This is a genomic window from Pseudomonas sp. JAI115 (genome assembly GCF_014200835.1).
GTDB classification, from domain to species: Bacteria; Pseudomonadota; Gammaproteobacteria; order Pseudomonadales; family Pseudomonadaceae; genus Aquipseudomonas; species Aquipseudomonas putida_A.
The window spans coordinates 296,965-309,162 of sequence record NZ_JACHCY010000005.1 but is presented as its reverse complement, the minus strand read 5'-3'; the positions used below and the strand labels follow the sequence as shown (position 1 = coordinate 309,162).

The following is a 12,198-nucleotide window of genomic DNA, read 5'->3' as shown; positions in this document are numbered from 1 at the left end:
CGGTCTCAAGCTGCCTGTTTTGCCGTGACGAACGCCGCAAGGCTCGCCACATTGGTGAAGTGGTTACGGGTGTCTTTGGCGTCGGCGTCGATCTTGATACCGTACTTTTTCTGGATCGCCAGACCCAGTTCCAGTGCGTCGACCGAATCCAGGCCCAGGCCTTCGCCGAACAGCGTCTGCTCGTCGCCGATGTCGTCGACGCTGATGTCTTCGAGGCCCAGGGCGTCGATGATCAGCAGTTTTATTTCACGGTGCAGATCGCTCATCTTCGGCGAGCTCCTTAATGTAGTAAGAGTGCAAATAATCATTGAGCTTGCGCGAGGCCTGCGGTGCCGGGCCTTGCGTGGCGAAAGTCTGTGGATCTATATCGGCCCCGACACGAAAACTGAAGTGCACGCGGCGGTGGGGGATGCGATACCAGGGTTCGGCCTTGGTCAGGGTGGTCGGATTGACCTTGATGGCCACTGGCGTAAGGATTTTCGCACCGCGCAGGGCAATCGCTGCAGCCCCCCGATGAAAGGCTGGCGCCTGACCAGGTTGAGTGCGCGTGCCCTCGGGGAAAATGATCAGGGTCTGGCCGTTTTGCAGGGACTCGGCGGCAGCGTCGAGCATGTCCATGCTGCCGTCGTTGCTGATGTATTCGGTACTGCGCAGCGGGCCGCGGGTGAAGGGGTTTTCCCACAGGCTTTTCTTCACCACGCAATTGGCCTGGCGCACCAGGCCGATCAGGAACACCACGTCGATCAGCGACGGGTGGTTGGCGATGATCATCTGCCCTGGACGCCCGAGGCGTTCGGCCCCTTGAATGTCATAAGTCAGTACACCGGTGCGGGCCATGAACCGCACGAAAAACCAGAACAGCCGACTGACGGTTTGCCGTGCGCGTTGACGATGCCTGAGCGCGTCACCCGGCAGACAGCCGAGCAGCGGAAATACCAGCAAGCGCAGGCAGAGCCCGCCGAGCCCGAACAGGGTGAAACTGGCGGCGGTGGCCAGCAAGCGCCAGTAATAGGCGTCGCGGTTCTTCTCGGTCACGGGTTGCGTTGCCAGGTCCATACACGATTTTTCCAGGCATGTTGGCAATGGGTTTGCTGACCGAGCAGGGCGCGCAACAGATTCAGCGCGTGGGGCCAGTGCGCTTTGGACACTGTTTCCTGGCCGCTGTTCAGGGTCAGCCGCCAGTCGGTACCGGGGGTGAGCAGCAGACCCAGCGCATAAGGGAACGGCACGTCGTCGACCCACTGCGAATAGGCCTCGGGCGGCTGTTCTTCGGTGATGATCAGCAGCACCGCGGGAGCGCCTTCAGCGAGCAGGGCGGAGGCTTCAACGATGCCGTGTTCCAGGCCATCGCCTGCGGCCGCCAGTGCAGTCATTTCGCTGTTTTCACCGCGCATGATCGACCACAGACCAATGATCGCGTTGTGCACCGACAGGCTGAACTGGGTCGGCGACAACGGCTCGTCCTTGGCCAGATCACTGAGGATCTCGAAGGTGCGCGGGGTTTCGCCGTGTCGTGAAACAAACACCAGCGGCAGGTTCTCCCGTCCGTCGGCCAGCGGCCAGCCGACGCTGAACGCCATCCGCGCCAGACGGCTGAGGCGTCGGCGCTGCATGGCTGGCAGAAACGACACATCGGGCGCGGCATCGCTGCTCGGGAGTACGACCGGTTGTCGGCTCCAGGCCTGCCACGCGTCCACGCTGTCGAGCCCCGGGGCCCACGCGCGCCATTGGGCGATGTTGAAGTTGATCACGGATGTTCATCCCGCCCCTGCGGGCTTTTATGACGCTTTGAGTCGCCAGGGCCGCGGCTGACCTGAGGTGGCGCATGGCGCCGGGTGGCGCGCATTATCCCGGTGCGACGAGTGTGTAGCAAATGTTGGTTACGTTTTACGCAACGAAATGTACCGAGTGGTTCGTGGAAAAAATGTCATTTGGCCATTATCCGGATCGTGCGGGATTTGTCTGTCGGGCATATCAGCGCACTCGGGAGGTTTTTGCCCGCTGTGCCCGCTGATTTTTGCGCCTGACTCTGTAGTCCGCGTCGTTGAAGGTAGCGAAGCGCACGCACAGGCAACTACACTCGGTCATTCTTTGATACACGGAGGTTTTGTCATGCGGCGCGTGGTGTTCAATCAGAAAGGTGGCGTGGGCAAATCCAGCATTGCCTGCAATCTGGCAGCGGTGAGTGCCAGCGAGGGCTATCGCACGCTGTTGGTCGACCTCGATGCCCAGGCCAACTCCACTCAGTACCTGACGGGGCTCACCGGCGATGACATACCGATGGGCATTGCCGACTTCTTCAAGCAGACCCTGTCTTCCGGGCCGTTCTCGAAGAAAAACCAGGCCGACATCTACGAAACCCCGTTCGACAACCTGCACATCATCACCGCTACCGCTGAGCTGGCCGACCTGCAGCCCAAGCTCGAGGCCAAGCACAAGATCAACAAGCTGCGCAAATTGCTCGATGAGCTGGATGGCGAATACGACCGGATTTATCTCGATACCCCGCCAGCATTGAACTTCTATGCGGTGTCGGCGTTGATCGCCGCCGATCGGGTATTGATTCCCTTCGACTGCGACAGCTTCTCGCGTCAGGCGCTATACGGGCTGCTGGCGGAAATCGAAGAGTTGAAGGAAGACCATAACGAAGGCCTGGAAGTCGAAGGCATCGTGGTCAACCAGTTCCAGGCCCGGGCCAGCCTGCCGCAGCAGATCCTCGATGAGCTGATTGCCGAGGGCTTGCCGGTGCTGCCGGTGTATCTGAACAGCTCGGTGCGCATGCGCGAGTCGCACCAGGCCAGCACCCCGCTGATCCACCTCGACCCGAGGCATAAACTGACGCAGCAATTTGTCGAACTGCACAACCTGCTCGAAGACCATTGATCCCTGAGCTACTCAGATCACCTGTAGGAGTGAGCCTGCTCGCGATGGCGTCCTGTCTGCGAGCATCTGAGTTGCCTGAAAAGAAGCCATCGCGAGCAGGCTCACTCCTACAATTGAATTTGTGTTGGATCAGATGCCCTGGCTACGCAGCCACGCCATCAACTGCGGCAACGGAAACGCCCCGCTCTGGCGCGCCACTTCCCGACCGTTCTTGAACAGAATCAAACTCGGAATCGAGCGAATCCCCAGCTGCGCCGACAACTGCTGATTGGCTTCGCTGTCGAGCTTGGCCAACCGGCACTTGCCCGCCAACTGCGCCGCCGCCTGCTCGAATACCGGCGCAAAGGACTTGCACGGCCCACACCAGTCCGCCCACACATCCACCAACAACGGCAGATCCCCTTTGATCTGGCTGGCGTAATCGCCTTGCTTGAGTTCGAACGGCTTGCTCAACAGCACCGCGGACTTGCAGCGCCCGCATTTCGGCTGGTCGGCGAGGCGTTCGGCGGGGATGCGGTTGAGGCCGTTGCAGACGGGGCAGGGGATGAGGAGTGGAGTGGTCATGACGGGCTCGGTTTAAGTTGATATCTCGTACGACTGATCTGGAGTCGTACGAGGCGTTTATCAAGGTTGAATCCGGAGCCTCAAGACGAACAACTGATCTCCAGATGCTTGCCCCACTCCGGCGGCCGCTCGGCATAACCTTCCATCCCCGGCTGCTCGTCGAACGGTTTGCTCAGCACCGCATGCAGGCGGCGTACTTCGGAGTAGTCGCCTTGTTCGGCGGCGTCGATGGCTTTTTGCGCCAGATAGTTGCGCAGGATGTACAGCGGATTGACCGCGTGCATCCGTGCACGGCGCTGTTCCTGATCGCTGTCGCCATCGCGGGCAACCCGTGCCACGTAGCGCTCGCCCCAGGCATCGAAGCCTTTGATGTCGACGAAGTCATCGCGCAAGCGGGCGACAGCCTGTTCTGCGGACTCCTCACCGAGATGGCGGAAGAACAAGGTGTAGTCGACGCCGCTGTTCTGCATCAGTTGCAGCAGGTCTTCGAGCAGCCTCTGGTCGTCATCCTCGGCGCTGGTGAAGCCGAGGCGGCGGCGCATCAGGTCGAGGTAGTGCGCCTGGAACAACGGCAGGTACAAACCAAGGGTTTCGCGCAGGGCTTCGACGCTGATGAACGGCGTCAGGGCCTGGGCCAGAGCGCTGAGGTTCCACTGGCCGATCGGCACCTGGTTGCTGAACGAGTAGCGGCCCTGATCATCCGAGTGGTTGCAGATGAAGTTGGCGTCAAAGTCGTCGAGGAAGGCGAACGGGCCGAAGTCGAAGGTGATGCCGAGGATCGACATGTTGTCGGTGTTCATCACCCCGTGACAGAAGCCGTAGGCCTGCCACTTGGCGATCAGTTCGGCATTGCGCTCGACGATCTCGCGGAACATCGCCAGATACGGTTCCGGTTGCTCCAGGCACTTGGGATAGTGCATCGCCAATACGTGTTCGCCGAGCAACTTCTGCTGCTCGGAACGCTTGGTGTAGTAGAAATACTCGAAGTGGCCGAAGCGCACATGGCTTGGCGCCAGACGCAGCACCATCGCCGCGCGTTCCTGCTTTTCGCGCCACACCGGAGTGTCGGAGCCAATCACACAGGCGGCACGTGAAGACGGGATGTTCAGCGCGTGCAGCGCTTCGGAGGCAAGGAATTCGCGGATCGACGAACGCAACACCGCGCGGCCATCGCCCATGCGCGAAAACGGCGTCTGCCCGGCGCCCTTCAGATGCAGGTCCCAGTGTTCGCCGGCGTTGTTGTAGACCTCGCCAAGCAACAGCCCGCGACCATCACCCAGTTGTGGCGTGTAGCCGCCGAACTGATGCCCGGAATAGACCATCGCTCGTGGTTCGGCATCGGCCCACAACTTGTAGCCGCCGAACAGTTCAGCAAATTCCTGAGTCTCAGCGGTTGCCGGATCAAGATCGAGCAAGGCCAGGGCCGCCGGGCTGGCGACGACCAAACGCGGGTTGTCGATCGGCTCGGGCAGCACGTGGGCGGAGAACGCATCGCCGAGGCGGGCGAAGCGATTGTCGAAGGTCAGTTCGTCGAGGGCTTTCAAGGGCCGGCTCCAGCAGAATGTCCGAACATTCTGCTGGGATCAGACCGGTTAGTCGAGTTTGGCCGGCGGCGGCTCTTGCAGCGGCTTTTGCTCGGCGCCAATCGGCACGATGGTTTTGTTCTCGTCCTCGATCGGCACCAACTTGTATTCCTGGCCATGAAGGTTTTTCAGGTACACCTCCATCTGGCGGAACGAGATGTTGATGTGCTGCTTCTTGAACTCGCGATTGATGAAGCGGTTCACTTCGTCGATCACCGGGTTGCGGTCACCGAGGTCACGCACGTGCATGCGCAATTCGTGGTCGAGGGTGCTTTCGCCGAAGTTGAGGAAGTACACGTGCGGCTCGGGCTCTTTGAGCACGCGCGGGTTTTCCCGGGCGGCCTTGAGCAGCAGCTCCTTGACCAGATCCAGGTCAGAGCCGTAGTCCACGCCCAGCTTCAAGGTGACGCGGGTGATGGTGTCGGTCAGCGACCAGTTGATCAGTTGCCCGGTGATGAACGTCTTGTTCGGGACAATGATGTCCTTGCGGTCGAAGTCGGTGATGGTCGTGGCGCGGATGCGGATCTTGCTCACCGTGCCCGACAGGTTGCCGATGGTGATGGTGTCGCCGATCCGCACCGGACGCTCGAACAGGATCATGATGCCGGAGATGAAGTTGGCGAAGATCTCCTGCATACCGAAACCGAGGCCGACCGACAGCGCCGCCACCAGCCATTGCAACTTGTCCCAGCTGACGCCGAGGGTCGACAGGGTCGAGACAAAACCGACACCGGCGATCACGTAAGACAGCAGCGTCGTGGTCGCATAGGCGCTGCCCTGCGCCAGATTGAGTTTCGATAGCACGAACACTTCGAGCAGACCCGGCAGGTTGCGGGCGAGGGCGAAGGTGATGCCGATGATGATCAGCGCGCCGAGCATGTCGCCGATGCTGATCGGCACCATGCTCATGTTGGCGCCAGTGCCGCTGGTGTATTCGTAGAGGGTGATGTTGTCGAGGTACGAGAACACCGAGATCAGGTCGGCCCAGACCCAGTACAGCGCGGCGATGAAACCGCCGAGCAGTGCCAGGCGGATCAGGCGCAGCGACTGTTCGTTGACCTTTTCGATGTCCAGGGTCGGCTCTTCGATGACTGCTTCGCCGTCGCCTGCTTCTTTCGCCGCCTGACGTTTGGCCAGGGCGCGCTGGTAGGCCAGGCGGCGTGCGGCGACCGCCAGACCACGGACGAAGGTAGCCTCGATCACCAGCCAGAACATCAGCAGGTACAGGGTGTTGATCAACCGGTCGCTGAGTTTCAGCGCGGTGTAGTAGTAGCCGAAGCACACCGCGACGAACAGGGCGATTGGCAGCAGGGTGAACATCACGCCCACGGCCCTGCGGAACAATGAGGTGTTTTCGTGGGCCGGGCTGCTGATCAGCAGACGGCTGAGCAGCCACGCCATCAGGGCGTAGCAGGTCAATACCACCGGCATGCCGAGCACGTCGTCAGCCAGCGCTGCCGGTTGCAATTCGGCCACCGCCACCACGGTCACCAGCGCCATCACCACCAGCCCGAGGCGACGGATCCAGCCCTGAAGGAATTCGACCTGCGGTTTGTCCCAGCGGAAGTGCAACTCCGCCACACCGCCCGGCGAGAGAATCCGGTAAGCGGTGTAGAACACCAGCCACGCCTGGCCCATTTGCAGCAACGCCGCGCCCATGTTGGCGTTTTGCCCGCGGGCGTCGATCTGCAAGGCCAGGCCGCACAGGCCCAGGCCCAGCGCTACCGGCATCGCCAGCAGAATATTGATCAGAATCGCCTGGGGCGTATGCCACTGGCTGTCACGTTTGAAGTGCCCGATGTCCTGGTGAACCTTGTTCAGTCGCGCATAAAGCGCCTTGCGCCGCCACAGCAGAGCGCCGATCAGCAAGGCCAGCGGCAGGAACAACAGCGGGCGCTGGGTCAGGCCGTCGGTCAGCTCGCTCAGGCTTGAGGCCAGCGGCAGGGTGTCGATCTGGCGCTTGAGCCGCTCTGGCACGCCGCGAATCCATTCCGCGTCCAGCGGCTTGTTGCTGGGGATCCAGAACATCTGCTCGTCAAGGGTCGCGCGCAGGCTCTGCGCGGTGCTCAGCAATTGTTTCTGGTTGAGTTGCAGGGTGATCGATTCGTTGAGCACCGCGCTCAGTTCGCGGTTCAGGCGCTCCAGCAGGTCGGCGCGGGTGTTGGCCAGTTCCATCAGGCTCTTGCGCAGTTGCGGGGTGACTTGTTCCGGCGGCTGGGTGGAGAGCAGGTTGTCGACGTAGGTCGCCGGATTGCTCAGGAGTTCGCGCTGCTGGCTGACTTCGAACTGATACAGGCGAATATCGGCGATCTGGTCCGCCAGATCGCGGTCGACCTTGAGTCGCGGCAGCGCCTGTTTCTGCTTATAGAGAATCTTCGACAGCAGCAGACTGCCCTTGAGCACGTTGATCTGCTCGTCGAGGGCCGAGTCGCTTTGGGTCAGGCTGTCGAGTTGCTGTTTGGTCTGCAGGTTCTGTTGAGTGACTTCGTTGAGGCGGTCGGTGCTTTTGAGCAGGTAATCGGAGAGCTTGAGGTTGGCCGCACTTTCGGTGGCGAGCAGGCTGCTGCCGCCGGCCTTCTGTGCTTCGATCGACTGCTGGGTCACGGTTTCCTGAGATTGCGCCAGACGCTTCTGGTTGATCAAGGTCTGCAGTTCCTGGATCTCGCGATCGAGACGGTCGGATTTCTCCGAGAGCAGGTCGTGCTGACTGTTGCCCAGATCCTGCAGCTGGCTGTTGCCCGCCAGTTCCTGGCGGCGCAGCGGAATCAGTGAGTTCAACGCGGCGAGCTCGGCGTTCAACTGGTCGCGCTGCTCGGCGCTGACGGTCTTGCCCGCGTCCTTGCCGGACTTGAGGATGTTGTTGATCTGCTGGATGCGCGTCTGGCTGGCAGAGATTTCCGCCTGCGCCCGCTCGGGACGGGTCTGGGCAGTGATGATCAGGCTGTTGGCATCGGCCAGGGCTTTTTGCAGGTCGCTCTGCTGGGTCGAGCGATCGGTGAGGATCTGCTCCAGTTGCTGGATCGACTCTTTGGTGAAGCGCTGCGCCACCGGCACCACTGGCGTGGCCTTGAGGCGCGTCAGTTCGCGGGTGTTCTCGATGGTCTGCCGAGGGGCGGAGGCCAGTTGCTGCTTGAGGTCGATCAGCTTCTGGTCGTAATCACGCCGGCTGTTGAGTTGATTGAGCGTGGTTTGCAGGACAGTCTGCAGGCTCTTTTTGTCGGCATCCGGCAGTTTGCTGTCGGCCAGTTTGTCGAGGCTGGCCTGCACGGCTTCGCTGGACGGCGGTTCGGCGGCGTAGAGCGGGCCGACGGAAAGACTCAGGCCCAGCAGGGCCGCGAAAAAGAAGGAGCGCAGGGTAGGCATAGAGACCGGTCAAGCAAGTGAGAGTGGACGCAGTTTAGAGGAAGAGACCGGGGCCCGGGCGACTTCCTTCGGGGAATCTGACGCCCACTTTGCCGATCTTGTTCCCGTCCATGACCGCGACCGTCCAGTGAGTGTTGTTCCACTCCACCTGGTCGCCAACGATCGGTGCCCCCCCGACCTTGTGGGCAATGAACGCACCCAGGGTCATGTCCGGATCGATGCCCTCGGCCGGTAACCCGTAAAGCGCTGCAACCGCTTTAAGCTGGGCGTCTCCTTCGAGCACGAAGTCGCCGAAGAAGCGCAGATCCAGACCGCGTTGCGGTGCCTGGCTGAACAGTTTTCCGAGTGCTGGCAAGTTGTGTTCATGGCCGATAACACACAGCAAATCATCGACTTCCAGCACCGTACTACCCGACGGATGGAGCAGTTGCTGGCCACGAAACAGGGCGGCGATACGTGTGCCTTCGGGCATTTTCAGCTCGCGCAGGGGCGAACCGATGCACCATTTCTCGGCACCGAGCTTGTAAACGAACAGCTCCCACTCGCTGGTGATGTGCACTTCAAGTGCCGAACGGGAAATCGGCGCCGGCTCCGGCGGGACCGTCACCTTCAACAGTTTGGCCACCCACGGCAGGCTCGTGCCCTGCACCAGCAGCGACACCAGCACAATGAAGAACGCGAGATTGAAGTACAGCTGCGCATTCGGCAACCCGGCCATCAACGGGAACACTGCGAGAATGATCGGTACCGCGCCGCGCAACCCGACCCAGGAAATAAACGCTTTCTCGCGACCGTGGAATGCCTTGAACGGCAGCAGGCCGACCAGCACCGACAGCGGCCGGGCGAACAGAATCATCCACAGTGCCAAGCCAAGAGCGGGCAGGGCGATCGGCAGCAAGTCATGCGGAGTGACCAGCAGCCCCAGCACCAGGAACATGCCGATCTGCGCCAGCCACGCCATGCCATCGAGCATGTGCAGAATGCCGTGACGGCTGCGCACCGGGCGGTTGCCGATCACCAGACCGCACAGGTACACCGCGAGGAAGCCGCTGCCGTGCAGGGCGTTGGTCAGGGCGAACACCACCAGACCACCGGCGATCACCAGAATCGGGTACAGGCCGGTAGCGAGGTTGATCCGGTTGACCAGTTGCAGCATCAGCCAGCCACCGCCAAGGCCGATCACGCCGCCGATGCCGAATTCGCGAATCAGGTGGGTCAACAGGCTCCAGTGCAGGCCGGTCTGGCCGCTGGCGAGCATGTCGATCAGGGTCACGGTGAGAAACACCGCCATCGGGTCGTTGCTGCCGGATTCGATTTCCAGGCTGGCGGTCACCCGTTCGTTGAGGCCCTTGCCGCCGAGCAGCGAGAACACTGCGGCGGCGTCCGTGGAGCCGACGATGGCGCCGATCAGCAGGCCCTGGATCAGGTTCAGGTCGAACAGCCATGCCGCGGCCATGCCGGTCAGCCCGGTGGTGATCAGCACCCCGACCGTCGCCAGCGACAGCGCCGGCCACAGGGCCACGCGGAAACTCGAAACGCGAGTGCGCAAGCCGCCGTCGAGGAGGATCACCGCCAGTGCGAGGTTGCCGACCAGATAGGCCGTCGGGTAGTTATCGAAAATGATCCCGCCGCCATCGACCCCGGCCGTCATGCCGACCGCGAGGATGATGACCAGAATGGGGATGCCGAGACGGGAGGAAAGTGAGCTGACAAGAATGCTCGCACCTACCAGCAACGCGCCGATCAAGAACAGGCTGTTGATGGTCGTCGCATTCAAAGGCAGTACTCCAGAAGCGTAAAGACGGGCACAAACTGACCATGCAGTCTGCGTGCCAGCGATTCTAACCTGTTGAAATGTGATGCTGTCAAAAAGCTTTTTACGTGGGCATCACATTGAATGGGCACCGAATGAAAACTGTGGTGAGGGGATTTATCCCCGATGGGTGGCGAAGCCGCCCTAAACGCTGAATGCGAGGTGCATCAGATACACCTCGCACGATGGTTTTACGACTGCTTCGCAGCCGATCGGGGATGAATCCCCTCGCCACAATGGATTGCTCCCGATATGGCGAAGTGGGCCTTACAGGCTGAAACGCCCGACCATGTTGTTCAGATCCAGCGCCAGGCGCGACAACTCGTTGCTCGCCGCACTGGTCTGATTCGCGCCGGTAGCCGATTGCACCGACAGGTCGCGGATGTTCACCAGGTTGCGATCCACTTCGCGGGCCACTTGTGCCTGTTCTTCAGCGGCGCTGGCGATCACCAGATTGCGCTCGTTGATCTCGACGATCGCGGTATTGATGGTGTCCAGCGACATCCCGGCACCCCGCGCGATGTTCAGCGTCGATTCGGCGCGCTCGGTGCTGTTGCGCATCGAATCCACGGCGTGTTCGGTGCCGCTCTGGATGCTGCCGATCATGCGTTCGATTTCGCTGGTCGACTGCTGGGTGCGATGCGCCAAGGCACGCACTTCATCGGCGACCACGGCAAAACCGCGACCGGCTTCACCGGCACGCGCCGCTTCAATTGCCGCGTTCAGGGCCAACAGGTTGGTCTGATCCGCCAGGCCACGAATCACGTCCAGCACCTTGCCGATGTCACGGGATTCATTCGCCAGATCGCCGATCAGGGTCGCGGTGCTCTGTACGTCGGCGCTCATGCGTTCGATGGCGCTGACGGTTTCCTGTACCAGATCACGGCCGTCGCCGGCCGAGGTGGTGGCGTTCTTCGAGGCTTCCGAAGTGCTCACCGCATTGCGCGCGACTTCTTCCACGGCGCTGGTCATCTCGTTGACAGCGGTGGCGGCCTGCTCGATTTCGTTGTTCTGCTGGGTCAGGCCACGGGCGCTTTCGTCGGTGACGCTGTTCAGCTCTTCCGCTGCAGATGCAAGCTGGGTGGCCGAGCCGGAGATGCGCTGCAGGGTGTCGCGCAGCTTCGATTGCATCTTGGCCATGGCCGCCAGCAGACGCCCGGCTTCGTCGGTGCCGTCGACGTGGATCGGCTGGGTCAGGTTGCCTTCGGCGATGGTTTCCGCCGCGTCCAGCGCTTTGGAAATCGGCTTGGTGATGCTGATGGTCAGCAGCCAGGCGAACAGGAAGGTCAGGCCGGTCGCCACGACCAGCAGGGTGACCACCAGATTGAACGCCGAGGAATACTGGTCGACCGCCTCTTGATTGGTCTGGCTGATCTGCTCGCCGTTGATCTGCATCAGGCGGTTGAGCACGGTGTTCATCGCTTCGGAGTTGTTCAGCAACTCGGTGTTGAGCAGGTTGCGCAGCTCGTCCACCTGATTGTTGCGCGACAGGCTCTTCATCCGGTCTTCGATCTGGCGGTACTGGCCGAGCAACTGCACATATTGATCGTAGGCTGCGCGTTCCTGCGGGCCGCTGATCAACGGCTCATAGGCCGATTGGGCGGCGCGGATCTGCTGGTTGCGGGTGTCCAGCAGTTCCATGGTCTTCTGCTGCACGTCCGGCTCGCGATTAACCAGCAAGCGGTAGGACAGCACCCGCAGGCGCAAGGTCAGTTGGGTGAACTCGTCGAGGTTCTTGATGCTCGGCACGCTGCTGTTGGTGATGTCCTCGGCAGCGCCGCGGATTTTGCTCATCTGGTTCAGGGCGAACACGCCGAGAATCAGCATCAGGCCGCCGATCAGTGCGAAGCCGGTGAACGCCCGGGGGGCGATATTCATATTGCGAAGGGACATGGCGCGGATACCAAAAAGGGCCGCATCCATGCGGGCTGAGACTGCTGTATGGATGACTTATCGGTCATACGACTAAAGTCTTGAGGCACTGTGCGTATT

General features: G+C 61.4%; 8 protein-coding genes and 2 pseudogenes. 1 reads left to right on the top strand and 9 read right to left on the bottom strand.

Annotated features, from left to right (window positions below; genetic code table 11):
* Nucleotides 1–5 precede the first annotated feature (5 nt).
* Genes HDC30_RS14765 through HDC30_RS14755 form a run of 3 tightly spaced genes read right to left on the bottom strand, consistent with a single transcriptional unit; the run spans nt 6 to nt 1,751 of the window.
* Complete coding sequence (locus tag HDC30_RS14765; RefSeq protein ID WP_007967290.1) at nt 6–266, bottom strand: phosphopantetheine-binding protein; 261 nt, start codon at nt 264–266, stop codon at nt 6–8.
* Nucleotides 247–1,056: a 1-acyl-sn-glycerol-3-phosphate acyltransferase gene (locus tag HDC30_RS14760; RefSeq protein ID WP_183783757.1), complete on the bottom strand. Its 810-nt coding sequence runs from the start codon at nt 1,054–1,056 to the stop codon at nt 247–249. The genes HDC30_RS14765 and HDC30_RS14760 overlap by 20 nt, the downstream gene beginning before the upstream one ends.
* Nucleotides 1,032–1,751, bottom strand: a complete 720-nt coding sequence (locus HDC30_RS14755; protein WP_183783755.1) for a beta-ketoacyl synthase chain length factor — start codon at nt 1,749–1,751, stop codon at nt 1,032–1,034. The genes HDC30_RS14760 and HDC30_RS14755 overlap by 25 nt, the downstream gene beginning before the upstream one ends.
* A gap of 361 nt (nt 1,752–2,112) precedes the next feature.
* Here HDC30_RS14755 and HDC30_RS14750 point away from each other — a divergent pair, with 361 nt between their 5' ends.
* Nucleotides 2,113–2,883: a ParA family protein gene (locus tag HDC30_RS14750; protein ID WP_166495975.1), complete on the top strand. Its 771-nt coding sequence runs from the start codon at nt 2,113–2,115 to the stop codon at nt 2,881–2,883.
* Nucleotides 2,884–3,012: 129 nt separating this feature from the next.
* Here HDC30_RS14750 and trxC read toward each other — a convergent pair whose 3' ends face one another.
* The 6 genes and pseudogenes from trxC to HDC30_RS29540 form a co-directional block, all read right to left on the bottom strand.
* Nucleotides 3,013–3,447, bottom strand: coding sequence for a thioredoxin TrxC (gene trxC / locus HDC30_RS14745; protein ID WP_096794713.1), 435 nt, complete (start codon nt 3,445–3,447; stop codon nt 3,013–3,015).
* Between the two features lie 80 nt (nt 3,448–3,527).
* Nucleotides 3,528–4,991, bottom strand: coding sequence for a protein adenylyltransferase SelO (gene selO, locus HDC30_RS14740; RefSeq protein ID WP_183783753.1), 1,464 nt, complete (start codon nt 4,989–4,991; stop codon nt 3,528–3,530).
* 48 nt (nt 4,992–5,039) lie between these two features.
* On the bottom strand, nt 5,040–8,393 hold the full coding sequence (mscK, locus tag HDC30_RS14735) for a mechanosensitive channel MscK (protein WP_097087044.1): 3,354 nt from the start codon (nt 8,391–8,393) through the stop codon (nt 5,040–5,042).
* 34 nt (nt 8,394–8,427) lie between these two features.
* Nucleotides 8,428–10,170: a potassium/proton antiporter gene (locus tag HDC30_RS14730; RefSeq protein WP_027611349.1), complete on the bottom strand. Its 1,743-nt coding sequence runs from the start codon at nt 10,168–10,170 to the stop codon at nt 8,428–8,430.
* A gap of 303 nt (nt 10,171–10,473) precedes the next feature.
* Nucleotides 10,474–11,073, bottom strand: a pseudogene (locus tag HDC30_RS29545) (methyl-accepting chemotaxis protein); the annotation flags it as partial.
* Between the two features lie 303 nt (nt 11,074–11,376).
* Nucleotides 11,377–12,033: pseudogene (locus HDC30_RS29540) on the bottom strand (MCP four helix bundle domain-containing protein); the annotation flags it as partial.
* Nucleotides 12,034–12,198 lie beyond the last annotated feature (165 nt).